Genomic DNA, 22711 nt, shown 5'->3' with positions numbered 1-22711 from the left:
AAAATAATACTGAAAAATGATCAATAGTGGCTGTATGAAGTACAACACTTTCATAACAATGGATACCAGGACGGCGGATAAAATGTAGCGTGTACCTAATAATATAACCATAAGTTAAATAATCAAATAATCAAATAATCAAATAATCAAATAATCAGGATGGTTGCAATCATGAGTAAAACTAAAACAATTTTAATTACCGGTAGCACAGATGGCATTGGTAAGTTGGCTGCTTTAAAGCTAGCAGAGGCTGGGCATCAAGTGTACCTGCATGGCCGCGATGCTGACAAACTTGCCAGCGTCATTGCAGAAGTTCAAGCAGTGGCAACAGGCGATGCGGTAGATCATATTGATGGATTTGTCGCTGATTTCTCTGACTTAACGGCTGTACTCAAGATGGCCACAGACGTCAATGAAAAGCTACCAAAGCTGGATGTATTGATAAACAACGCAGGGATTTATACCGCGGCATCAGCGATGACTAAAGATGGTTTGGACGTACGCTTTGTGGTCAATTACCTAGCGCCTTATGAGCTGACCAATGCTTTATTACCGTTACTCAAGCAATCTAGTAAAGCGCGCATTGTGAATCTGAGCTCGGCTGCTCAAGCTCCAATATCATATAAGGCATTTGTAGGACAAGAGCGTCTCGATGACAAAGCTGCCTATGCGCAAAGTAAGCTGGCACTCACGATGTGGAGTATGGATTTGGCAGATAGAGTCGCTAGCGATGGTATCAATGTGATCGCTGTTAACCCAGGCTCACTGCTGAACACCAAGATGGTTGACGAAGCGTATGGTCATCACTGGTCATCAGCAGATAAAGGCGCAAATATCTTAACGGCATTGGCTGTCTCGGACGAGTTCGCTAGTGACACGGGTAAATACTTTGACAACGATATCAAAGATGGTACACATGGCGATGCTAGGGGCGAATTTGGCCAACCGCATGCCGATGCGTTAGACAAAGAAGCCATTGCAGAGCTAGAAAACCAAACACAGCAGGTGTTACAGTCGTTATATTAAAAATATATTACCTCCTGTTAATCGCTATGTATTTTAGTACTGCCCACATAAGAGTTCTGTTCAATTTATTTATTATTAGGAATAAAAACAATGCAAAATCAGACAATAAAAGCCATTGGCTATCAAGACAACCTAGCTATCGATAACGAACAAGCGCTACAGGACATTACCCTTGATAAGCCAACTGCATCAGGTCACGATATTCTGGTAGAGGTCAAAGCCATCTCCGTCAACCCAGTGGATTATAAGATCCGTCAATCGCGTCCTGCACCAGAGGGTGAGTATGCAGTGATTGGTTGGGATGCAGCGGGCATCGTGACAGCGATTGGTGACGAGGTAAGCCTATTCTCAGTCGGGGATAAGGTCTATTACGCAGGGGATTTGACTCGTTCGGGCAGTAATGCTGAGTATCAACTGGTTGATGAACGCATCGTTGGGTGTATGCCAGCATCGTTGTCATTTGCAGAAGCGGCAGCATTACCACTCACCACGATCACGGCTTGGGAGATGTTATTTGAGCGCCTGCAAGTACCTGTTACTAATAATTCGGCAGATAAAAACGGTAGTGATGAGAGTGCTAATGACGTCTCAATATTAGTCATTGGTGCGGCAGGCGGCGTTGGTTCTATCTTAACGCAGTTATTAAAAATGCGAACTTCTGCCACGATTATCGGTACTGCATCACGAGATGAGAGCGTACAGTGGTTAAAGGATTTAGGCGCAGATCATGTTATCAATCATCGTAACCCACTGTTTGATGAGCTACAGAAGACAGGTATCACTGAGGTGGATTATGTCATCAGTCTAAACAACACCGAAGAGCATTATGAAGAAATCATCAAATGCTTAAAGCCACAAGGTAAATTAGGGCTCATCGATGATCCTGACTCACTAGACGCTAGGGCGCTTAAAACTAAATGTCTGAGCTTACATTGGGAGTTTATGTTTACGCGATCTATGTTCCATACGCCAGATATGATTGAGCAGCATCGCTTATTGACGGACGTCGCCAACATGATTGATGCAGGCAAGATCAAAACCACCGTTGCCTATCATCTTGGCACTATCACGGCTGAAAATGTACGTCACGCGCATCAAATGCTAGAAAACCAGCAAGCACATGGCAAGATTGTATTAGAAGGTTGGCCTGTGTAGGGATTATAGTTTTAGAAAGTATAATCTTAAAATCAAAATATAAAACCATCCTAGCTAAGATGGTTTTTTTGTGTTGGTGTGGTTATATAATTAGTCGTACTTCAATAGCTAATAGTACTTCCGTCACGCAGGGTAACCAAAAGCGCTATTCTACTGATGAGATTGAAGAGATGGGTGTTGAATATGAGAAAATAGACTCAGGAATAAAAATTGACATGCATCGCAAACAAACCGAAATGATTAAATAATATGAAAAAGAGAGTGGCAAGCTTATGGAAACAACAGTCATCCAGATAATCGTGAGGTTTTTGATAAAGATAAAGGTCAATATTGGAAAGATCGTTTAAACCAACTCCAAGGAGATTAATGTGAGTTCATTCAATACAGTGGAAAAGTTGTTATCTGAAAAAAAGCATGCTGCATGTCTAATGCAAAAAAAATTGAAAAGAAAGAAAGTACAGAAAATATTCTTTTAGAATATGGTGTTAAAAAGGACAGTGGTTTTTTTAAATTATATACAAAATATTTTTTAAGATTTTTGAATAGTCGTTCTGGTGTCGATGAAATAGTTGATCCCTTACCGACCAGAAGTTTCATCCTTAGAGTAAAATTCGCACATGAGGTTTGGGAAGTTCCTAAGAACTATATTCTATTCAGTACAGGCGAAGGTGAAGGGGGCTATTTGTACAATATAGAAGATGATAGTGTATGGAATTTTAATATTGGTCAACTACAGCAGCTAGCGGACGGGACGGTACATTACCGCATTGGGATAGCTTCTATGAGTTTATGGAGTGGTACTTGACCGATGAAAATGAGGCTTAACGCTTGATAATTTTTATCATAAACCCTAACGTAATCAGTTAGGCTTTATATTTTTAATAGTAAATAGTATGAAAAAGTACCTTGGGAGTCAGGAGAAATTCATACCCGTTATAGTCAACAAATATTAAAAGTGGTACAAGGCAGACGAGTGCAAGTACTACAGTAGTAGGCTAAACGAGTCTAACGCTGTAACACTTTAATAGTGGTTCGACTATATCCAACTCTTAGAGCAATACGCATCGATATAGATATTTTATTTCGCGGTATCCAAAGATATAAACCATCACTGCCATATCTCATCCAACACAGCAAACCAATTTTTTGACGTGATCTTTTCAATAAGCGCATCAGAGAAGTGCCGTTGTTGCATCCGCTCAATCAGCTTAGAGATTTGACTGATATCAGACAATTCATCAGGTAATAGACAACCATCAAAATCAGAGCCGAAGCCAACGTGATCTTCGCCTAGATGGTCTATCAGATAAGCAAGATGATCGACGATCACATCAAGTGAGGTCTGCGTATCTCGCTGCCCATCCGCACGTAGAAACGCCACGTCGAAGTTCACCCCAACCAGACCACCATTTTGTTTAATGGCAGCCAGTTGTCGATCAGTTAGGTTTCTTGCTTGCGCGCATAAGGCGTGTGCATTGGAATGCGTTGCGACAATGGGCTGATCTGCAGTCTCTAACGTATCCCAAAACGCGCGCTCGTTCATATGCGATACATCAATCAGCATATGCTTATCACGGCATACCAAAATAAGGTCTTTACCTTCGCGAGTTAGACCAGAGCCTGTGTCTGGCGAATGCGGAAAAGACGCATTTAAACCATCACCAAATAGGCTTTTTCTATTCCACAGTGGGCCAATGCTTCTGAGTCCTGCCTCATAAAACACATCCAGCAAGTCAGGCTCAATAGCTAAAAACTCCGCGCCTTCGACATGCAGCACGATGGCCAGTTGCTGGTTCTGCTGACAGGCTTTTATTTGTGCAACAGACGTACAGATCTGAATCTGACCGTTTGATCGCGCCTGCAATTGCTGAGCAAGTTCTAGTTGCGCACAGCAAATATCAACGATTTCTTGCGGAGTGAAGTCTGAGTTTGACGGGTTGGATAACTTATCAGGATGGTTTTTTTTCACATAAGCGTAGGGCGGTAAGAAAATAGAAAACAAGCCGCCCATCCATCTTGCTCGTCGGCAACGCTTTAAATCTAAATGTCCCGGTAGTGTGCCATAAATAAAATCATGCACCGGATCGTCAGCAGAGCTTAGCCATAGGCGGGTTAACAGATCATTATGACCATCAAAAATTATAGGCTGGTTATTCATCATTAATCCGTGACCATACGCGTGGGAATCAGTTGCTCTTGACTCATACTTAATCGTTTAGAATTTTTAGGGTTCCTAAAGCGCAGCTCTTCAAACGGAGTTGGCGTCTCGCTATTAACACGTGCTTCCTCGATCAGATAATGATAAGGTGATTTGCCGCACACAGGATCGGCGTTTTTGGCATCGCCCGTCAGCATAAACGCTTGGCAACGGCAGCCGCCATAATCGCGCTCTTTATCGGGGCAGCTTTGGCACATGTCAGGCATCCATTCATCACCGCGAAAGTGATTGAAGCTGTCTGAGTCATACCAGATGTCTTTTAATGGCGTCTGCCTGACATTAGGAAAATCCATAGGCAGCTGTCTGGCAGCATGACAAGGTAGGGCAGTGCCATCAGGTGCCACGGTCAAGAAAATCTTACCCCAGCCATCCATACAAGGTTTTGGCCGTTCTTCATAGTAATCAGGCACCACAAAAATGAGTTTGCATTTGATACCACGTGCTTCGATTTTTTTGCGATATTCATTGGTGATGCGTTCGGCGCGTACCACTTGTTCTTTAGTCGGTAGTAGGCCTTCGATATTTGCAAACGCCCAACCATAAAACTGGCAGATAGCCAATTCAACCGTATCCGCTTCCAGCTCTAAACACAGATCAATAATCTGGTCAATCTGATCAATGTTTTGCCGATGAATCACAAAGTTAAGCACCATCGGATAGTCGTATTTTTTGACCAGACGTGACATCTCATACTTTTGCTCAAAAGCATGTTTGGAGCCTGCCAATGCATTGTTCACCGATGGATCACTGGCTTGGAAGCTGATCTGAATATGCTGTAGGCCTGCTTCTTTTAGACTGGCAATGCGTGCTTCAGTCAGTCCCATACCTGAAGTAATGAGGTTAGTATAAAAACCTTGCTTGTGCGCATAAGCGACCAGCTCTTCTAGGTCTTGACGCACCAGTGGCTCACCGCCAGAAAACCCCAGCTGCACCGCGCCCATTTGCCGCGCTTGATCAAACACATCAAACCATTCCTGTGTCGTCAGCTCGTCTTTATACTGAGCATAATCAATGGGGTTTGAGCAATACGGGCATTGTAAGGGGCAGCGATAGGTCAACTCAGCAAGTAACCATAGCGGCAGTCCGACGGGTGCAGTCATACTAAATCAATCCAATGTTCACGCTGGGCGACCAGCATATATTCGATAATGTCTTGCTCGATTTCAGGCACGTCGCCAAACATGGCTTGCACCTTTTGGATAATATCAGCAACCGATGCGGTGCCATCGATATGTTGTCCAATGATACTGGCGCTGTCATTGAGTTTTATCATCCCTTCAGGGTAGAGCAGGACATAAGCTTCTTGTGCTGGCTCAAACTGAAAGCGATAGCCATGACGCCATGTGGGAACCAGAGATTGATCCAGCTCAGGTAAACTCGCGGGTATACTCATTTGAACAATCCTTTATGCCAGACATGGTCAGTGGTGACGCTTTGATAAGGCGCTTGGTCATGGACATAAGCGAGGCTCAAGGCATCCAATATCGTCCATAAAATATCGAGTTTAAATTGTAATATCTCAAGCATGCGTTCTTGCTGCTCTGCCGTTTTGAATGAGTCTAGGGTAATGGTCAGGCCATGCTCAACATCACGGCGCGCTTGACTCAAGCGCGAGCGAAAATAGGTATAGCCTTCTTCTTTGATCCAAGGGTAGTGCTTGGGCCAAGACTCTAAGCGTGATTGGTGAATCTGCGGGGCAAACAGCTCGGTCAATGAGCTACTAGCGGCCTCACGCCATGTAGCGCGGCGCGCAAAGTTGACATAAGCATCAACCGCAAAGCGCACACCTGGCAAGACCAACTCTTCAGAAATGACCTGTTCACGTGTCAGACCGACCGCTTCTGCCAAACCGAGCCACGCTTCGCGCCCGCCGCCATCAGGATATACACCGTCTTGATCAATCATGCGCTGAATCCATTCTTGACGCACACGCTGGTCAGGGCAATTCGCCATGATTGCCGCGTCTTTTAGCGGGATATTGATTTGGTAATAAAACCGATTGGCGACCCACGCTTGGATTTGCTGCTGCGTCGCGCGCCCTTCGTGCATCATGATATGAAAAGGATGGTGGATATGATAATACTGACCTTTTGCCATAATCGCTTGTTCAAACGTTTCTGGGCTTAAGGCGATATTGTCTTCTGTTATTGTTGTCATAGGATTGCCTTACTGTTTGTCTTACAGTTCTATCTGCATGCCATCGAACGCCACTTCAACGCCGTGCTGTTTTAAGGTCGCCGCTTGCTCTGATTGCTCATTTAATATCGGGTTGGTGTTATTAATATGAATGAGCACTTTGCGAGCATTGTCGAGCTGATCGAGATAATGCAGTGATCCATCGTCACCACTGATGTGCAAATGCCCCATGTCTTGGCCCGTTTTAGTGCCAACGCCGCGCTCTTGCATCTCGTTGTCTGTCCATAGCGTACCGTCAATCATCACGCAATCAGACGCTTTCATGATTTGCATCACTTCATCATCAATTTTGCCCAAGCCTGGCGCGTAGAACAGCTGCTTTTGTGTTTTTAAATCTTTCACAATCAGCGCGATATTATCGCCATCATGAGGGTCGTTACGATGCGGCGAATACGGCGGCGCTGAGCTTCTAATCACCAAAGGCGTTAGCTCTAAATTGCTGTAATCGTCAATTTGAAAGCGCTGTTTTGGGTCGATTTGATTGTACTGTAGGCCGCCATTCCAGTGCTTTAGCATATTAAAGAGCGGAAATCCTGTGCTGAGGTCGTCATGCACCATGTCCGTACACCAAACAGAGATGGGGCAGCCTTCACGTAGGGTCAACAATCCCGTGGTATGGTCAAGCTGACTGTCCATCAATACCACATCGGTGATGCCCGTGTCTCGCAATTGACGCGCTGGCTGAGCCGCTTTAAAATCAAATAGCTGCTGGCGAATGTCTGGTGAAGCGTTAAACAAAATCCAGTCAACACCATTTTCTGATATGGCGATCGAGGACTGGGTACGGGTCTTTGCTTCAATGGTGCCTTGGCGTACGCCGTGGCAGTTTTCGCAGTTACAGTTCCACTGCGGAAAACCGCCGCCCGCTGCTGAGCCTAAAACGTGAATATACATAGCGCAATATTTCCAAATGTCAAAAAAAGTAAAAGCCCTAATCATCTAGGGCTTTTAATGTATTCAGGTCTATGAGTTTTTAGCGTGCTTCAAAATACATAGTGATTTCGAAACCGATACGGATGTCTTGAAAAGCGGGTTTAGTCCACTGCATGGGATTGCTCCAAAAAATTATTATAGGACCATCGTTGAGATGAATGAAAGTAATTATCAATGGTATTATAAGCCGACCCTGAATGTCAATTTGTTAGATGTTAACTTTCAAACTCAACACACTCTAATATTTAGACTAAAAGCGATAAGTCACTCTACCGACTACATTTAAAGGCTCGCCATACGTTAATCCAAAAAAATTTTCGCCAGCAAGATATTTTTGGTTGAATAAATTGTTGACGTTAAGCTACGCTTCTTATATCTAAGAAATGTACTGGGACTGCCTTATAACCATAAGCGTGTTTATCACATCTACCGTGAGCTTGAATTAAACCTTAGAATAAAGCCTAAACGCCGTATTAAGCGAGACAAACCGCAAAAGCTTGCTGTGCCCACTTGCATTAATCAAAGCTGGAGTATGGACTTTATGCACGATGCCTTAACTGATGGTCGTGCTATTAGACTGTTTAATGTCATTGATGATCATAACCGTGAAGCATTAAACATAGAGGTTGATTTCTCACTACCGGCTCAAAGAGTAATACGCAGTTTAAACCAGCTTATAGAGTACCGAGGCAAGCCTAATCAAATCAGGTGTGATAATGGCCCTGAATATATCAGCAATGATTTAAAGGATTGGGCAACTAAGCAAGGTATCGTTATCGAATACATTGAGCCTGGCAACCCTCAGCAAAACGCTTATGTTGAACGATTTAATAAGACAGTGCGTTATGATTGGCTTAATCAAGAACTGTTTGATAGTTTAGATCAAGTGCGGCACCAGGCTGAAGCTTGGCTGTATCACTATAATAACGAAAGACCCAATATGGGTAATGGTGGCTTTACGCCGATTCAGAAACTTAATATGGCAGCTTAGTTCTACTTATTTGGTGTTTTAAATTTGGGGGTATTTCCCTTGAATATTTGCAGGAATGGTTTTATCAATGTGCTTTTTATGCCATGATCGTAGGGTCTCAGGCGTGCAACCTATCTTTGGCGCTATGGCTTTGATGGCTGACCAAGTGGATGGGTAGTCGTCTTTAGTTTCAATTAGTATACAGACGGCGCGCTCTTTCATTTCAGGGGTATAGTTTCATGTTTTCATTGTCGTATTTTCTTGGAGCGTTGAGTCTCCGACAATCCCGGGGCGGTTCAATATTCAAGTCCTCACTAGGGTACTGTTATTACTATCTTAACATTCTATTAATTCATCCATCTTTAAAGTTCATAAAATCCAAGCTTCATAGAAGATAGTCAATACTAGGCCAGCAATAACTCTACAGTGACCTCAAAATAATACTCATCTTTGATAGCAATATTTACTTTGCCTTTATGGGCATGAGCGATAGCCCGAACAATAGACAATCCTAGCCCTGTCCCTGAATGTTGACTGCTTGTCTTATCATGACGATAGAATCGTTCAAACAGCTTTTCAGCTTCACTCTGCTCTAGTGGTTTGTCTAAGCGATTAGTTAGGACGATTTTTAACAATCGTTGTTTTGCGGCTAGAGCCTCTTCTTTTGAACCATCAAGGCCGATGCCTGAGGTAATGATGGTAGCTGATACTGTGATAGTACTGGCACTCGCAGCGTAATAGATGGCATTTGACAGCAGATTAGCAAATAATCGCTGAAGCAAACCTTCATCACCTACTACTGTCACAAATTCACCCGATTTTTCAAAAGTGATCTCACGATCCTCGGCCAGCATTTCATAGTAGTCAACGAGCTTAGTCATTAAGCGCTCAGTATTTACATTACCAATTTGCGACTCACTTAAGCCTTTTTGAGTTTTTGCCAGCAGCAACATATTATTAATCATAGCCGATAGCTGCTCTAACGTGTCATGTTGATGATGTAGCTGCTCAATGTATTCATTGCCATCTCTTGGCTTATTCAACATGACTTGCGTTTGCGTACTAAGCGTCGCTATTGGGGTACGGAGTTCATGGGCAATATTATCTGAAAACCGAGACAAAGATTCAAAGTTACTCTCAAGTTTGACCATCATCGAATTATAAGATTGTGCTAGTGATCGTAGCTCTAAAGGCATATCACTGACGGTTATTCTTTCATCCAGTCTTTCAGGGTTAATTCTTTTCATTTTTTGTACGATAGTGGCTAAAGGTGCAAACCCCCAGTACACACTGAATGCAGTTACTGACACCAGTAGTAAGGTGATCGCGAATAAAATCATACTAAGCTGACGATTAAAATGGATGAGATAGTGGTGATGGACATCGATGGGGAGGGCAATAAGTGCCAACAACGCTTGGTGTTCGATGATGATGGCTCGGTAATTTCTATTTTTTATCTCAACCGTGAATTGTTGATCACGATAGACTTGCCACAATTGTGGCAAGCTGAAATCTGAAGGTAGGTCGTTGGCAAAGCTGGTTGGATCGCTAGATAATAGCGCACCGTTTTTATTTGCGATGACAGTCTTTAAGTCATAATCACGCTGAGAAGAATGTAGATGATTGGTGCTAGTTAATGACTGAGATTTTGAAGCTGCTGCTGACTTTGTCTGAGCATCAACATTATTGATGCTTCTGCGCAGGTTAAAAGCTGCATGCGTGAGAATCTCAGAGTCCATTTGTTCAAAGTGCCCACTAACAGAACGCTGCACCCATGCATAAATAATCACTTGAGAGATAATCACGAATACAGTGAGTAGAAAAACGGTGCGCCACAGTAGAGGCAAGCGTCGATTATCTAATCGATGTTTCATATTAAATAGTGCCAGTGTCGTCAGATTGATTGCTATCAAGCGCTGTATCGATAGCCTCTAGCCGGTAGCCCATCCCACGCACCGTATGAATCAGCTTTGCCTCATGGTCATCGTCTATTTTTATGCGCAGACGTCTTATCGCCACATCAATCACGTTCGTATCATTTTCAAAGTTCATATCCCATACTTGCGAGGCGATGACTGAGCGTGGAAGCACTTCACCACGGCGCTCTAATAAAAACTGTAATAACGAGAACTCTTTTGCCGTGAGCTTAATAGGCTTCACTCCTCTATGCACTGTGCGCTTGGCAATGTCCATCTTGAGATCCGCTATTTGCATAGTTGTACTTTGGTAGTCGATTTGATTGGCACGTCTTAATAGACTTTTTATTCTCACTATTAGCTCTGCAAAAGCAAAAGGTTTGGTCAGATAATCATCGCCGCCAATTTCAATTCCTTTTACCTTATCGCTCAAGTCATCTTTTGCGGTTAAGAACAGTATGGGTGTATGCTTACCTGCCGCTCGGTAGTTACGTACCAGCTCAAAGCCGCTAACGTCTGGTAGCATGACATCCATCAATATCACGCTAAACTCTTCTGTCATCAATGCGTGATAGCCATCTAAGCCTGTGAGCTGATGATCCACAATAAACCCAGCTTCGGTTAAGCCTTTTTTTATATATTCGCCAAGTTTCAACTCATCTTCTACCAGCAGTACTTTCATTGTAATTCCTCAATACGGTCAAGATTGTCTAACGTTCTAACCAGCACAAGTGACAGCATTGATTGGTAGCTGACAAAGATGTCATGTGCTCGTAATCAAACTGTCAGTTTTATTTTGCTAATCTATATAAACGGTATATAGGTGCTCGTTTCCAATACCTAGCTACTATCCAATACTTAGCTATAGACAAGTCAATTTAAAAATGACACAACGAGATTAAAGGCTATTTTTCGCAGCATCAAAAGACGAAGTCACAGCAAGCAAGGAAAGTAGTATTTAATCGAGTGTGTTTGTGATGCTATATCAGTTTTATTTGGGTTTTACTATACGATGAATTATTTTTATCGGTAATCAATTTAAATAACTTACAAAAGAGGTTTTATATGAAGATTCACGGCTCATTTAAAAAAGTAGTACTGCTAATGCGCATACGACTGATCTAAGCACTTCAATCATCAATAACTGCGACGCTTTGACTGAGTTTGCAAAAAACTTGGATCATAACGATGCTCAGCTCTCAAATTCACAAATGAAAAGCTATATCGATGCAAGAGTGGCTTGTGAGATTGAACACAAAGATCAACATCTACAGTCTGAAAAGTACTTCATCAACAAATATGGTAGCGATAAGTAATATCAGCTCTGATGTCATACTAAAGGATTACTGACAACATTAAAAACCATAAATAGTAAGATGACAGAATTGTAATGTTGTCGTCATGCCTCTGTCAGAATCGCTACAGTATGCTCTAAGGCAACTTAATATTCTGAAGTCCTACTGACTTCATAGCCAATCAAGGATGAGTTATGTCACTTTTTAAATCAATGCCACTGTCTCAATCAATCGTAGCAGCTGCTGTAGCCTTGGTCGTTTCAACCTCTGCACTGGCACACGATCCAAAAATGCATGCTGAAAAAGACCAAATGAATTGCGAAAAAATAGCAAAGCACATGCAAATGATGAAGGAAATGGATCATAGCAAAATGGATATGAACGATCCGGCTATGAAAGCTATGATGACCAATATGAGCAAAATGAAGCAGATGTACCAAAAACATTGTATCCCTAGCAAAAATGATTCTTAAAGATGTTTATAGCGTTTTGATGTTGTTGGACAAGGTGGTCGAGCAATAAGCGGATATGAATAAAAATGGATTTTTAGGACAGACCTATGAAGTTTTTACTAGGAATACTTTTTACCGTCTGTATCATCATGATAGGTATTTTTATTGTAATAACTAGCGGCGTGATAAATATCGGTGCTGATCAAGCCCATAGCCCCTTAGTCTATAACTTTTTAGAGACAGCACGTAGTCGTTCAATTGAACATGCCAGTAAAGATATTTTGGTGCCAGACTTACAAAAGGCAGAAATGATCAGTTCAGGTGGCGCAGATTACAAAGAGATGTGTGCTGGTTGTCACTTGTCGCCGGGAGTCGCGGGTACAGACCTGAGTAAAGGACTGTATCCACAACCACCAAATTTTACTGACGCAGATGTCGTTAAACGATACCAAAGTGAAGACGGTGCCAAAAAAGGTTTTTGGGCAATAAAACACGGCATTATGGCATCAGGTATGCCCGCATGGGGTGCTTCTCATGATGATGATAGGATGTGGGCAATGATGGCTTTTATCAGATCGCTACCGGATTTGAACAAAAACCAGTACACGATGTTAACGACTCGGCTAGATGATGAAACGCTAAATATGTCGTTTGATAGTGATATGGGCATGTCAGGTAATGAGTCTGATATGCAGCATTGAGTATTCGTGAGTATACAGTGCTGCATAGTGCTGTTTTTATGATTTAAGTTTTAAAATTTATCGGTATAACTTGGTCAATATTACGGCTTCAATGCTTATAGATTGATCGCTAGATAGGCGCTTAGGAGTGATTTTATGAGAGGCTATATCAATAGATATATAAATACAAATAGTCTTATATCAAGTCATATACTTACAAAAATGGCTGTTTTACCATTATCCTTAACGATAGCTGCTTGCAGTCAGCCTAATATTGCAGCTGAATCAAAGCCTGCAAATGAATCAGCCAGTGCTACGCAAAGTACATCAGAGGTGAAGCTAGAAAGCAAAACAGCACCCGCTAGCGTTCATTCAAACACTCAATCAGCGGTTTTGCACAATGTTTCAGCCACTGTTTATAAAGATGCCAATTGTGGTTGTTGCAAAGAGTGGGTTAGTCATGCTGAAGGTTATGGCTTAAATGCAACTGCTCAAAATGTTGAAGATGTATCGTTATTTAAAGACCGTTATAGCGTACCCCAGCAAATGCGCTCTTGCCATACTACAGTAACTACCGATGGCTACGTTTTTGAAGGTCATGTTCCTGCTAAGTATATGGCGCAGTTCATAAAGAATCCGCCACGTGATGCAATCGGTCTTGCCGTACCTAGTATGCCTGTTGGCAGCCCAGGTATGGAATATCAAGACAAATTTATGCCTTACAAAGTGATGCAACTAAATAAAGATGGGTCAACAGCTGTTTATGCAACTATTGACACACCGCAGCAGCAAATCTAGCTTGGTTATCGTTTAAATATAGTCGAACCACTATTAAAGTGTTACAGCGTTAGACTCGTTTAGCCTACTACTGTAGTACTTGCACTCGTCTGCCTTGTACCACTTTTAATATTGATTGACTATAGCTTATAAAGCTCTATTAATAAGCGGCCAAAGGCATAGACTTAGCTGATAAATATAGACTCAACTCTCACTTTATGGATATAAATCAGGTAAATTATTATGAACAAAACTATGCTTAACCGCAGGCGTTTTTTGACAGGATCTTCTACCTTGTTAGGGGCATCCATGTTGTCCACCCTACCGTCTATTGCCAATAGTGCGCTCGGTAAAGGTCAACAAAACGTCGCCGTCAATAGTGACAAAGCCGACCATATCGTACCCATCTTAACCGGTAATGAGTTTGACCTTTATGTCAGCAAAAAGCCGATTACCGTCAATGGCAAGTCGAGTATAGCGACACTGATTAATGACTCGCTACCAGCGCCAACGCTAAAGATGCAAGAGGGCGAGACTGTCACCATCCGTGTCCATAATCAGATGAATGAGTCGACCTCTATTCACTGGCATGGTCTGCTCGTACCTTTTGAGATGGATGGCGTACCAGGCATCAGCTTCGATGGTATTCCCGCGAACAGTACCTTTACTTATAAATTCAAACTTAAACAATCAGGCACCTATTGGTATCACTCACACAGTGGCTTTCAAGAACAAACCGGTATGCTGGGCGCTATTGTCATTGAGCCAAAAGGCCGTGAGCGTCACCCAGTCGCAGAAGACCATGTGATCGTGCTGAGTGATTGGACGCACCGCGATCCGCACAATCTATTGAAGCTGCTCAAACAGCGCGCTGACTTTGATAACTACCACTTGCCAGATTTCAAAAAGCTACTATCTGATATTGCCGCAACAGATCTAGAAGCCGCTTATGACAAGCGCAAAATGTGGAATCAGATGCGCATGATGCCAACGGATTTTACCGATCTATCTGGTGAAAAGAACTTTACGTACCTGATGAATGGTAAGACGACAGCCGCCAATTGGACGCAGTTAGTGAAAGCGGGACAGCCTGTTAAACTGCGCTTTATCAATTCTTCAGCGCAAACCATCTTTGATGTGCGTATACCAGGTCTCAAAATGACTGTGGTGGCAACCGATGGTATCGACGTCGCACCCGTTGCAATTGATGATTTCCGCATTGGCGTGGCTGAGACCTATGATGTCATCGTCACGCCTATTCAAGATGCACATACGATATTTGCCCAAAATATCGATCGTTCAGGCTATGTCGCGACCACGCTTGCGACCAAAAAAGGTGCTCGTCCTGCGATACCTGCGATGGACAAGATTGAATGGCTGACCATGGCCGATATGATGGGTGCGATGGATGACAAAGGCTACAAAGCAAAGCATGCCAAGACCGAATATGACTTTAAATCTGATATGCGTGTCGACAGTCCACGTATGAACCTTGATGACCCAGGTATCAACCTGCGTAATATTGACAGAGAGGTTTTGAATTATAGTCAGCTGCGCTCTGTCGATGAGGCAATATTTGCGGAGCAGCGTAAGCCTACCCGAGAGATTGAGCTACATTTAACGGGTAACATGGAGCGTTATATTTGGGCATTAGACGGGGTGATGTTTAAAGATGCGACGCCTGTCAATATTAAGCCGGGCGAGCGCGTGCGTATCACCTTAGTCAATGACACGATGATGAACCATCCTATGCATCTGCATGGAATGTGGAGTGACTTACGAACGCCATCCGGAGACTTTCAGGTACGTAAACACACGATTGTGGTTCAACCAGCACAAAAGATTAGCTTTGATGTGACGGGTGAAGTTGGACGATGGGCTTGGCATTGCCATCTGCTTTATCACATGGAAGCCGGCATGTTCCGAGAAGTTGCCGTTGTTTAATAAACCTTCGAATATGAGCCTTATTATGAGAATATATAAAGTAGGTCTACCGTTTATTGGCATGTCATCTTTGATATTATTAATGTCACCGTTAGCAAATGCTGCTGAGATGCCGAGCATGGATCACAGCGGTATGGACATGTCTGATATGGATCACAGCAGTATGGACATGTCTGATATGGATCACAGCAGTATGGATATGTCTGATATGGATCATAGCAGCATGGATGTGTCTAATATGCAGGGTGGTGAACCACCAGCCGATGCTCGTAGTCCAGACTATTCAAATGGGGTTCCCTACGGGCAGTATGGTAAGCCAATGATGATGGGCAGCATGCCGTTATGGGGAGTGTCAGTAGACGACTTGGGCTATCAGTTTGATGACGATCAAATCAACTTCGAAGCGACGGGTTGGTACGGTACGGATAGTAATCGTATAAGGCTACGTACCGAAGGTAGTGCTCAGACCAAAGATGATAAAGAAATCGATAGCTTGAGCTCGCTCGCTTATTGGAAACCACTGAGTATCTTTTGGAACGGTGAGGCCGGTGTCGCTTACGATACTGAAAACGACAAATCTGCAGTGATGGCAGGTATTGTCGGTACCGCGCCATATTTTATCGAAACGGACGCTAGGGCGTACTTATATACGGATGGTCAGATTCGTCTTGATTTGGGCGCAGAATACGAGTGGCGTTTGGATCAGCATTGGGTAGTTATACCGGAGGTGGGGTTGACTGCCTTTAGTAAAGATGACCATGATAATGACATTACCAAGGGCTTTAATGAGATGGAAACTGAGGTCAGGCTTACTTATGAGACATTCAGTCGCCAACTCGCGCCTTACATCGGTGTGAGTTATGAGACAGCGCTTGGCAAGGCTCGTGGTCAACGACGTCAACATAATGAATCGGTTGATAGCAGTAGTTTAACTGCGGGGGTTAAGTTCTGGTTTTAATATTATTAAAATAATAGGAGATATACTATGAATGCTTCAGATCAAAACAACATGAATCATCAACAGGGCATGAACTCTTATGTAAAGTTCACTCTGATGATTGCGACGTCTACGATTGTGATGTATATCATGATGTACTTCAATACCTACCAGTGGGATCACATTTACTTTAGTGAAACCAGGGCTTATATGGCGCTCTACATGGGTGCCGGTATGGCAGTCGTCATGTTGGCATTTATGACTAATATGTATAAGAAGACCAAGATTAACTTGATGATTTACGGTCTGAGCGTATTGATATTTGCTGTCGGCATTTGGGGCGTGAGATCGCAAGCAACGGTTAATCAAGTCGATTGGATGCAGGCCATGATACCGCATCACTCGATTGCTATTCTCACCAGTAGTCGTGCTGATATTGAAGATCCGCGTGTGCAGCAGCTTGCTGACGATATTATAAAAGCACAAAAGCGTGAAATTGATGAAATGAAGCAGTTGATTGATGAGCTGGAATAAAGGGTATTGATATCGCTGTTTGAACCTTTACACATTGTCCTTAAGGAGTCGTTTTTATGAAACATGTGGCCAAGCAAGCGCATATCACAAGTAGTAAATACGACAAAGTGCCAGAAGGTTATAACGGTGCGGTCTATATTTGCCCAATGCATCCTAAAATCAGAGATGTTGAAGCTAGTGATTGCCCAATATGCGGTATGTTGACCCCTGCTGTCAATTCCGTACAGTTAAACTTGGGAGATTTTAGTTACGCAGCCTGACGATAATAATCAAACCACACCTGTCTTGGCGATTTATAGCTCAAACCCTTTTGAATTCTAGTCTGATTGTAGTACAGCTCGATGTATCTAATAATATCGTTGATCGCTGCAAATCTAGTCTTATAATCCTGATGATATACCAGCTCGTTCTTTAAAGTGCCCCAGAAGCTTTCTATGGGTGCGTTATCAAAGCAATTACCTTTGCCACTCATTGAGTCTATAAACTGGTGCTGTTTAATGATCTTATGATACGCATGGCTACAGTATTGACTACCTCTGTCTGAGTGCACAATTAATTTTTTATTAGGCCGTTTGTTTTTAATTGCCATACTTAGTGCTTTGCAAACTAAGTCAGCAGTCATGCGTTTGTTGATAGCGTAACCGACCAACTCTTTGGTATATAAGTCCTTGACTCCCGCTAAATACAACCAGCCCTCATGTGTCCAGATATAAGTAATATCACTTACCCATGCTTGGTTAGGGCGATTGGCGTCAAACTTCTGATCGAGCACGTTTGGATAGACCAGCTTGTCGTGATTAGAGTCGGTGGTCACTTTAAAGCGCTTATGACGACGGCATTTGATGTCGTGTTCCTCTTTGATGCTTCTGACCATGTATAGACTAATATTATGTCCTTGTCCGCTTAGATACGCATGCAGACGCTCAAAACCGTAGCGTTCAAGGGTTTCACTGTGCGCAGCTTTTACAAGCAGTTCACAGTGATTACGATGTATTTGCTGAGCACTGATATTACGCTTGGTCCAGTCATAGTAGCTTGAGGGCTTAACCTGTAGTACGCGGCACATGCTACTAATGCTAAAGAGGTGCTGATTATCTTTGATAAAGGCGTACTTGACTAGCTGTCACTGCGGACATAGCCCTTCGCCTTGCGTCACTAAAACAGTCTCCCAGACTGTTTCTTAACGTTCCTCATTGGCGAAGTACGCCGTCGCCTCATTCGAGCATAGCTCTCCCCTTGCGTCGGGGCGAAGCAGTGCTTCGCTTTATCCCTCCTCATTTAATATCTTTCGTTCCTCTTCGGCAACTTTAAGCTGTCGCTTTAGGCGTTTTACCTCTTCAAACGCACTCATAAGTTCAGGGTCATACTGCTTTGTTCCTACAAGCTTGCCTTGATTGGCTTTGTTCTGCCAGTTGGATAGCGTTTGCATGGCGATGCCAAGTTGCTTTGCGGTCGCTGAAATATTGCCGTTGTTATCCGCTATCTTCTTGACGGCTTCAGCTTTAAATTCGTTACTGTAAGTTCTTACTTTCTTGGTCATGGTAAACTCCTATAATTATGCTTAGTTTACCAAGTTTAGTTGTACGGTTTATTCAGCATAGCTCACGTTGTACGCAATAGTAAAACAGGTAAAATTGGGTTAGTGCCTAATGCAGATACTAGCTTGTTAAATGCTCAGAGCGCGCGCGACTTAAAGCTAATTAGAAGCAAAATGGTGAAGGAAAAGATAAAAATTGATGATCTCCAGTTTTTAATTGGTAAAGATCACAGTGTTGTTATTGCTGATCCAATAAAAATTCATACTAAACAAAAACCTTCACCAATCAATATACAAACGTTAGATTTATTAATCAAAATAGCGGAGAAAAGATAATGGCGGGCTCAATTTATGATGTAGATATACCCAGCAACCTAACAGGCTTACTAGCAAGTTTGGTTGGACGCAAACTTATCAATATTATCAGATTTAATTATGTGCCAGAACAAGAGCTTATTGACAATTACTATATAGATCCCAAGGACTTTTTTTGTTGTTCACTAGGGCCTTTTTTATTCTATTTTGAAGATGGCTTAGTGATTGGCGGAATCAGTGATCCAAGCCGAAACACAGTCCACATGTGGGTCGAGAAAAAAGAGAATGGTGAGCATAGCGACTGGTTGCAAGAAGAGGATAAAGAAGCCATTCCTTTTTATGCTAAAGATTTTGATGAGTGGAGTATTTATCTCAATCAAGTAGTCAAATCAGTGACCATTATCAAAGAGACTTCTGAGACTTACTCTAAAATACTGGACTTACCAAGCGAGCGAGGGGTGTTGTTTGAATTTGAGAACGGCTCTGGACTTATTATGTCACATGGACTTAATAATAATACTGACGGTCCAACGCTTGCTAAACCTGATGGGATAGATCCTTATTTTGAGGGTAATCTGATTTATATCCCTGTTGCATAATGTCCTGTGTATTTAGCGTATTAATCTATAACCTAATATTTATTTGAGAGAAAAGGTACGATACTCAATATATCGTAGCTTTACTCAATATATCGTAGCTTTTTTTGTATCTCAAACTAAGACAGCGCAACTATACGATAGGTTATCCTAGTCTAATAACTTATGGAGAGAATGGTAGTTATTTAGAATCTACAGATCCAAAATTCATTAAATCATAATCATTAAGAGAAGGCTGTACATTACTTCCAGCCTTCTCTTTTTCATGAAAAATATTACTGGAATAAGTATGGAGGTAAATTATCAATTACTAATAATGATTGGATAAGAAATAACCCTCGGCTCAGGTGGTGGCGCAGTTCGCACTACCTCAGTCACGGGCTTTTCTGTGGCCTTGTCCTTGATCCAAAAATCAACATAGCTATCCTTACTAAACCATGCAGTACCAATATCAGTAGCGAAATCTAGCTGATAGTTAGTGTTTGCTTTGGCATCAAACGTAATTTTAGTAGGTAGAGTATAGTGCCCTGCCATACGGTAAGAGACGGTTAATGTGTGCTCACCCGTCGTAATCGGGTAGACATTATCCCAAGTATCGCTGTAAGTCTCTTTTTTCTCTTTAGGGACGCGCTTACTATCGATCTCCATGATATAAGCGATACGATCACCAACGAGCTTGGTATGTCGCGGCTCCATTTTACCCATGACAGTTGCGCTCGCGCCTGCTACTGGAGGCTGATAAATCAACTCAGGCGGTAACTCTCTTACATTTTTCATGCTCATGCAAGCAGTCAACAACGGTAACGCACACACCAACACAGTCCACTTCATCACTTATCCTCAGTAGAATCCGTTCAATTAATAGTCGTAGTCTTTCATCATTTTTTAAAAACATTCGTTGCTAAAAAATTGACGTTTATAGTTTACCTTTTTATCTTTCAATCAGTAATATCTTTATTAGAAATTAACGTAATAGTTAGGACATAATAAACTTTTAAGCGCATCTTTACCGCTGTCTCAATATATCCTTACGCCTCAGCTGATCTGCAAACTTCTAATACATCCATTGGCTTGATATCAGTTATAGGCACGCTGCCAAGGTATACATTTAGCCGTTTCAGCTGCCTATAGTTATTTTTGATAGTAGAAGGGGCTGCACTCTTCAGCAACCATAGCGAATGTATTTTTAGACTTAAGCAATTGCTTGCGCTCTTCCTCTCTTTTGATATCGCGTGGATCATCACCGTTAGCAAAATGATACTTAATATCAGTCCGCATCTGTCTTGCAGTTGCTAAAGTGATCTCTGGGTATTGACCTAGTGTTACTGTGCCACGTTTTCTTGTGATAGGTGTCGTATAGTCAATGCGCCATGCTTTTGTGCCGGCCTTACTGATATGTAAATAAAGACCACCGCCATCGGTTAAGGTATAGGGTTTGTCTAAAGGCTTGGTCTTATCGACTTGAGTATTGGTAAGGGGTTTGACGGTTTTTGCCGTTTTTACAGTAAGCAAGGGGTAATTATGGGTATATAAGGTAAGGTTTGGACAATAAAAAACCCCTAAAAGCCTTGTTGGAGGGGCGTTAAGGGGTGTTTTAGTATATTCATGTGGTGCGCCCACAGGGACTCGAACCCCGATCGATCGCTTAGGAGGCAACTGCTCTATCCTGTTGAGCTATAGGCGCATTATGGGGTGACATTGTAGGAAAAAGCAGTCATAAAAGCAATCAACAAAAGACAAATAGAGGCAATTTGTCATTTATCTCCATTGCTAAGAGCATCAGCGACATCTACTGGATTATCGCCTGATGCTTTTTTTGCCCGTGATGTTGGTTGAAACAAGTCGTTTACGCTATTCTTATAACCATTAATATTATAATAATCGTATTTCTCTAAAATACCTTGGCCCGTACTTGAGAGTAAGAAATTGCGAAAACTAACGGCAACCGTACGGTCTGTCAAAATAACGCCTTCGAGTTCTTGCTTGTCTTTCAAGGCATAATTAAAGGAGGTTAGTGTACGTGCCTCTTTATTATCGTTCTCGGCAGTTGCCTGTTCACTATCAGTATTTTCACTATCGGTTTCATCCTCTGTAATAACGGTATTGGCGTTTGCCTTACTCTGGTTATCTTGGTGTTGAGACGCTGTCAGCTTTGCTTGTAGTTGCGCGAGACGTTCTGCCGATAGCCTATCATTTGCGATAATGATGTCTGTATTAAAAGCGGCGTCGCTGTCGTTGTTAGCATTGATATCATTATCTGATAAGGTTAAAAGTGTGTTTGGTGGCACATAGCTTGCTAACACTTGAATATGAGGATAACGAGATTCAAAACTGACAATGATATCGTCCAATGGCACTTGCAGGCTTTTTGCTGCACGGACATACAGGATGCTATCAGGCACAGTTTTGGCAGTCTCATCGCCTTTGGCAGGGGCAGATTCATTCTCACTTGCCATGATAGGTAGCGGATCTATACTTTTACGATTGTGGGTCCACAACCACGCAATCAGAGCGATAAAAATTGCTAGCAGCAATAAAATTAGCCCAGCCAGTAGCAGCTTGTAGTCTTTCATATATTACCGCTCTTTTATTAATGGATTCAGTTCAAAATTTACATAAGACACTATAGGTGATATATGGCTTGCGTCAAAGCTTTTGATCGAGTACTTCATTGGTTAACTCTGTCAACATCTCTGCAAACACATCTGTATTCACAAAAGAAGGCATAGACGCTGGGGTTTTATTCTCAGTACGGTTATGACCGGGCGATGCAGGCTGGCTATCAATCGCTTTTGTATAAGCTGTCGCTTGATGTGCAGCCAATGGCGACTGACCGATCATAAGCTTGTCTTTTAGCCATTTAAACCCATGCGCCTCCCACCACGCTTCAAAACGCGATAAGGTGCTACCACGCACTGCAATAGGCAAATCTAATGTACGTAATTTTTGTGCCAACACAGGATCGCTAATGACTTGGTGAATGCTCAGATAAAGGGAGCTACTATCGTCAGTATAAGGACGTCTGTTTTGCCATGATTTATCATCGATTTTCATACGCGGTAATTGCCATAGCTCACCACGATAGTAAACAACGTATAAACGTTGTTTCGGATGAACAAAGACGGCATCAATAGGACGCAAAGGCATAATGTTAAATCATCTCGTGATAATGGATATTAGGTCTAGATAAGGTATAGAAAATAACTTAAAAGAGTGGCAATGTATATTTT

The 22711-nt window shown here is 42.4% G+C and carries 25 protein-coding genes, 1 tRNA gene and 4 pseudogenes; 14 read left to right on the top strand and 16 right to left on the bottom strand.

The window, feature by feature from the left end:
- Positions 1 to 171 precede the first annotated feature (171 nt).
- The 3 genes from AC58CZ_RS10745 to AC58CZ_RS10735 all read left to right on the top strand — a co-directional run bounded on the left by AC58CZ_RS10745 (position 172) and on the right by AC58CZ_RS10735 (position 2986).
- Positions 172 to 1026, top strand: a complete 855-nt coding sequence (locus AC58CZ_RS10745) for an SDR family NAD(P)-dependent oxidoreductase (protein WP_494224724.1) — start codon at positions 172 to 174, stop codon at positions 1024 to 1026.
- Between the two features lie 105 nt (positions 1027 to 1131).
- Positions 1132 to 2181 (top strand): zinc-binding alcohol dehydrogenase family protein, encoded by a 1050-nt coding sequence (locus tag AC58CZ_RS10740; protein WP_494224761.1) that lies wholly within the window; start codon positions 1132 to 1134, stop codon positions 2179 to 2181.
- A gap of 421 nt (positions 2182 to 2602) precedes the next feature.
- Positions 2603 to 2986, top strand: coding sequence for a hypothetical protein (locus AC58CZ_RS10735; RefSeq protein ID WP_494224723.1), 384 nt, complete (start codon positions 2603 to 2605; stop codon positions 2984 to 2986).
- Positions 2987 to 3289: 303 nt separating this feature from the next.
- Here the strand turns inward: AC58CZ_RS10735 and AC58CZ_RS10730 are convergent, their stop codons facing one another.
- The 6 genes from AC58CZ_RS10730 to pqqA all read right to left on the bottom strand — a co-directional run bounded on the left by AC58CZ_RS10730 (position 3290) and on the right by pqqA (position 7643).
- Positions 3290 to 4339 carry a membrane dipeptidase gene (locus AC58CZ_RS10730; protein ID WP_494224722.1) on the bottom strand — a complete coding sequence of 350 codons (1050 nt, stop codon included), beginning with the start codon at positions 4337 to 4339 and terminating at the stop codon, positions 3290 to 3292.
- 2 nt (positions 4340 to 4341) lie between these two features.
- A complete protein-coding gene (pqqE, locus tag AC58CZ_RS10725; protein ID WP_494224721.1) occupies positions 4342 to 5499 on the bottom strand; it encodes a pyrroloquinoline quinone biosynthesis protein PqqE in 1158 nt (385 codons plus the stop codon).
- Positions 5496 to 5792, bottom strand: a complete 297-nt coding sequence (pqqD, locus tag AC58CZ_RS10720) for a pyrroloquinoline quinone biosynthesis peptide chaperone PqqD (RefSeq protein WP_494224720.1) — start codon at positions 5790 to 5792, stop codon at positions 5496 to 5498. The genes pqqE and pqqD overlap by 4 nt, the downstream gene beginning before the upstream one ends.
- Positions 5789 to 6556, bottom strand: a complete 768-nt coding sequence (gene pqqC, locus AC58CZ_RS10715) for a pyrroloquinoline-quinone synthase PqqC (protein ID WP_494224719.1) — start codon at positions 6554 to 6556, stop codon at positions 5789 to 5791. The genes pqqD and pqqC overlap by 4 nt, the downstream gene beginning before the upstream one ends.
- A 21-nt stretch (positions 6557 to 6577) precedes the next feature.
- The gene (gene pqqB / locus AC58CZ_RS10710; RefSeq protein WP_494224718.1) at positions 6578 to 7489 is read right to left on the bottom strand and encodes a pyrroloquinoline quinone biosynthesis protein PqqB; all 912 of its coding nucleotides are present in this window, start codon (positions 7487 to 7489) and stop codon (positions 6578 to 6580) included.
- A 79-nt stretch (positions 7490 to 7568) separates the two neighbouring features.
- The gene (gene pqqA, locus AC58CZ_RS10705; protein WP_075107140.1) at positions 7569 to 7643 is read right to left on the bottom strand and encodes a pyrroloquinoline quinone precursor peptide PqqA; all 75 of its coding nucleotides are present in this window, start codon (positions 7641 to 7643) and stop codon (positions 7569 to 7571) included.
- A gap of 246 nt (positions 7644 to 7889) precedes the next feature.
- Here pqqA and AC58CZ_RS10700 point away from each other — a divergent pair.
- Positions 7890 to 8519, top strand: a pseudogene (locus tag AC58CZ_RS10700) (IS3 family transposase); the annotation flags it as partial.
- A gap of 39 nt (positions 8520 to 8558) precedes the next feature.
- Here the strand turns inward: AC58CZ_RS10700 and AC58CZ_RS10695 are convergent.
- From AC58CZ_RS10695 to AC58CZ_RS10685, 3 genes and pseudogenes are all read right to left on the bottom strand, one after another.
- A pseudogene (locus tag AC58CZ_RS10695) lies at positions 8559 to 8720 on the bottom strand (IS3 family transposase); the annotation flags it as partial.
- A gap of 182 nt (positions 8721 to 8902) precedes the next feature.
- Positions 8903 to 10372 (bottom strand): ATP-binding protein, encoded by a 1470-nt coding sequence (locus tag AC58CZ_RS10690; protein ID WP_093070875.1) that lies wholly within the window; start codon positions 10370 to 10372, stop codon positions 8903 to 8905.
- A 1-nt stretch (position 10373) separates the two neighbouring features.
- Complete coding sequence (locus AC58CZ_RS10685) at positions 10374 to 11096, bottom strand: heavy metal response regulator transcription factor (RefSeq protein WP_430284403.1); 723 nt, start codon at positions 11094 to 11096, stop codon at positions 10374 to 10376.
- Between the two features lie 472 nt (positions 11097 to 11568).
- On the opposite strand from AC58CZ_RS10685, the gene AC58CZ_RS10680 reads away from it, so the two are divergent.
- The 8 genes from AC58CZ_RS10680 (at position 11569) to AC58CZ_RS10645 (ending at position 17293) form a co-directional block, all read left to right on the top strand.
- Positions 11569 to 11730: a hypothetical protein gene (locus AC58CZ_RS10680; RefSeq protein ID WP_227511550.1), complete on the top strand. Its 162-nt coding sequence runs from the start codon at positions 11569 to 11571 to the stop codon at positions 11728 to 11730.
- 173 nt (positions 11731 to 11903) lie between these two features.
- Positions 11904 to 12182 carry a hypothetical protein gene (locus AC58CZ_RS10675; protein WP_071001531.1) on the top strand — a complete coding sequence of 93 codons (279 nt, stop codon included), beginning with the start codon at positions 11904 to 11906 and terminating at the stop codon, positions 12180 to 12182.
- An 86-nt stretch (positions 12183 to 12268) separates the two neighbouring features.
- The gene (locus AC58CZ_RS10670) at positions 12269 to 12862 is read left to right on the top strand and encodes a c-type cytochrome (protein WP_071001532.1); all 594 of its coding nucleotides are present in this window, start codon (positions 12269 to 12271) and stop codon (positions 12860 to 12862) included.
- A 135-nt stretch (positions 12863 to 12997) separates the two neighbouring features.
- Entirely contained in the window at positions 12998 to 13639 is a 642-nt protein-coding gene (locus tag AC58CZ_RS10665; RefSeq protein ID WP_284719352.1) for a DUF411 domain-containing protein, read from the top strand.
- 222 nt (positions 13640 to 13861) lie between these two features.
- The gene (locus AC58CZ_RS10660; RefSeq protein ID WP_494224717.1) at positions 13862 to 15562 is read left to right on the top strand and encodes a copper resistance system multicopper oxidase; all 1701 of its coding nucleotides are present in this window, start codon (positions 13862 to 13864) and stop codon (positions 15560 to 15562) included.
- 25 nt (positions 15563 to 15587) lie between these two features.
- Positions 15588 to 16520: a copper resistance protein B gene (locus tag AC58CZ_RS10655; RefSeq protein WP_494224716.1), complete on the top strand. Its 933-nt coding sequence runs from the start codon at positions 15588 to 15590 to the stop codon at positions 16518 to 16520.
- Positions 16521 to 16547: 27 nt separating this feature from the next.
- Positions 16548 to 17033 (top strand): DUF305 domain-containing protein, encoded by a 486-nt coding sequence (locus AC58CZ_RS10650; protein ID WP_494224715.1) that lies wholly within the window; start codon positions 16548 to 16550, stop codon positions 17031 to 17033.
- Positions 17034 to 17089: 56 nt separating this feature from the next.
- The gene (locus tag AC58CZ_RS10645) at positions 17090 to 17293 is read left to right on the top strand and encodes a heavy metal-binding domain-containing protein (RefSeq protein ID WP_494224714.1); all 204 of its coding nucleotides are present in this window, start codon (positions 17090 to 17092) and stop codon (positions 17291 to 17293) included.
- Here the strand turns inward: AC58CZ_RS10645 and AC58CZ_RS10640 are convergent.
- Together AC58CZ_RS10640 and AC58CZ_RS10635 are read right to left on the bottom strand one after the other, a co-directional pair.
- A pseudogene (locus AC58CZ_RS10640) lies at positions 17281 to 18159 on the bottom strand (IS3 family transposase); the annotation flags it as partial. The gene AC58CZ_RS10645 and the pseudogene AC58CZ_RS10640 sit on opposite strands and share 13 nt — an antisense overlap.
- 150 nt (positions 18160 to 18309) lie before the next feature.
- Positions 18310 to 18573, bottom strand: a pseudogene (locus AC58CZ_RS10635) (transposase); the annotation flags it as partial.
- 39 nt (positions 18574 to 18612) lie between these two features.
- Here AC58CZ_RS10635 and AC58CZ_RS10630 point away from each other — a divergent pair.
- On the top strand, positions 18613 to 18906 hold the full coding sequence (locus AC58CZ_RS10630) for a hypothetical protein (protein ID WP_494224713.1): 294 nt from the start codon (positions 18613 to 18615) through the stop codon (positions 18904 to 18906).
- The gene (locus AC58CZ_RS10625) at positions 18906 to 19484 is read left to right on the top strand and encodes a hypothetical protein (RefSeq protein ID WP_494224712.1); all 579 of its coding nucleotides are present in this window, start codon (positions 18906 to 18908) and stop codon (positions 19482 to 19484) included. The genes AC58CZ_RS10630 and AC58CZ_RS10625 overlap by 1 nt, the downstream gene beginning before the upstream one ends.
- A gap of 300 nt (positions 19485 to 19784) precedes the next feature.
- Here the strand turns inward: AC58CZ_RS10625 and AC58CZ_RS10620 are convergent, their stop codons facing one another.
- From AC58CZ_RS10620 to AC58CZ_RS10600, 5 genes are all read right to left on the bottom strand, one after another.
- Positions 19785 to 20312: a hypothetical protein gene (locus AC58CZ_RS10620; RefSeq protein WP_494224711.1), complete on the bottom strand. Its 528-nt coding sequence runs from the start codon at positions 20310 to 20312 to the stop codon at positions 19785 to 19787.
- Between the two features lie 300 nt (positions 20313 to 20612).
- Positions 20613 to 21101 carry an integrase arm-type DNA-binding domain-containing protein gene (locus tag AC58CZ_RS10615; protein ID WP_494224710.1) on the bottom strand — a complete coding sequence of 163 codons (489 nt, stop codon included), beginning with the start codon at positions 21099 to 21101 and terminating at the stop codon, positions 20613 to 20615.
- Positions 21090 to 21165 (bottom strand) — tRNA-Arg (locus AC58CZ_RS10610). The genes AC58CZ_RS10615 and AC58CZ_RS10610 overlap by 12 nt, the downstream gene beginning before the upstream one ends.
- Before the next feature lie 70 nt (positions 21166 to 21235).
- Positions 21236 to 22054 carry a hypothetical protein gene (locus AC58CZ_RS10605; protein WP_494224709.1) on the bottom strand — a complete coding sequence of 273 codons (819 nt, stop codon included), beginning with the start codon at positions 22052 to 22054 and terminating at the stop codon, positions 21236 to 21238.
- Between the two features lie 73 nt (positions 22055 to 22127).
- Positions 22128 to 22628 (bottom strand): hypothetical protein, encoded by a 501-nt coding sequence (locus AC58CZ_RS10600; protein WP_494224708.1) that lies wholly within the window; start codon positions 22626 to 22628, stop codon positions 22128 to 22130.
- Positions 22629 to 22711 lie beyond the last annotated feature (83 nt).

Source organism: Psychrobacter sp. CR212, assembly GCF_059693765.1.
This window is presented reverse-complemented; position numbering and strand designations above follow the sequence as displayed.

Coding starts and splice junctions, on each gene's coding strand:
- AC58CZ_RS10745 (WP_494224724.1), top strand. CDS start 172: ATGAGTAAAACTAAAACAATTTTAATTACCGGTAGCACAGATGGCATT.
- AC58CZ_RS10735 (WP_494224723.1), top strand. CDS start 2,603: ATGTCTAATGCAAAAAAAATTGAAAAGAAAGAAAGTACAGAAAATATT.
- AC58CZ_RS10730 (WP_494224722.1), bottom strand. CDS start 4,339: ATGAATAACCAGCCTATAATTTTTGATGGTCATAATGATCTGTTAACC.
- pqqE (WP_494224721.1), bottom strand. CDS start 5,499: ATGACTGCACCCGTCGGACTGCCGCTATGGTTACTTGCTGAGTTGACC.
- pqqD (WP_494224720.1), bottom strand. CDS start 5,792: ATGAGTATACCCGCGAGTTTACCTGAGCTGGATCAATCTCTGGTTCCC.
- pqqC (WP_494224719.1), bottom strand. CDS start 6,556: ATGACAACAATAACAGAAGACAATATCGCCTTAAGCCCAGAAACGTTT.
- pqqB (WP_494224718.1), bottom strand. CDS start 7,489: ATGTATATTCACGTTTTAGGCTCAGCAGCGGGCGGCGGTTTTCCGCAG.
- AC58CZ_RS10690 (WP_093070875.1), bottom strand. CDS start 10,372: ATGAAACATCGATTAGATAATCGACGCTTGCCTCTACTGTGGCGCACC.
- AC58CZ_RS10685 (WP_430284403.1), bottom strand. CDS start 11,096: ATGAAAGTACTGCTGGTAGAAGATGAGTTGAAACTTGGCGAATATATA.
- AC58CZ_RS10675 (WP_071001531.1), top strand. CDS start 11,904: ATGTCACTTTTTAAATCAATGCCACTGTCTCAATCAATCGTAGCAGCT.
- AC58CZ_RS10670 (WP_071001532.1), top strand. CDS start 12,269: ATGAAGTTTTTACTAGGAATACTTTTTACCGTCTGTATCATCATGATA.
- AC58CZ_RS10665 (WP_284719352.1), top strand. CDS start 12,998: ATGAGAGGCTATATCAATAGATATATAAATACAAATAGTCTTATATCA.
- AC58CZ_RS10660 (WP_494224717.1), top strand. CDS start 13,862: ATGAACAAAACTATGCTTAACCGCAGGCGTTTTTTGACAGGATCTTCT.
- AC58CZ_RS10655 (WP_494224716.1), top strand. CDS start 15,588: ATGAGAATATATAAAGTAGGTCTACCGTTTATTGGCATGTCATCTTTG.
- AC58CZ_RS10650 (WP_494224715.1), top strand. CDS start 16,548: ATGAATGCTTCAGATCAAAACAACATGAATCATCAACAGGGCATGAAC.
- AC58CZ_RS10645 (WP_494224714.1), top strand. CDS start 17,090: ATGAAACATGTGGCCAAGCAAGCGCATATCACAAGTAGTAAATACGAC.
- AC58CZ_RS10625 (WP_494224712.1), top strand. CDS start 18,906: ATGGCGGGCTCAATTTATGATGTAGATATACCCAGCAACCTAACAGGC.
- AC58CZ_RS10620 (WP_494224711.1), bottom strand. CDS start 20,312: ATGAAGTGGACTGTGTTGGTGTGTGCGTTACCGTTGTTGACTGCTTGC.
- AC58CZ_RS10605 (WP_494224709.1), bottom strand. CDS start 22,054: ATGAAAGACTACAAGCTGCTACTGGCTGGGCTAATTTTATTGCTGCTA.
- AC58CZ_RS10600 (WP_494224708.1), bottom strand. CDS start 22,628: ATGCCTTTGCGTCCTATTGATGCCGTCTTTGTTCATCCGAAACAACGT.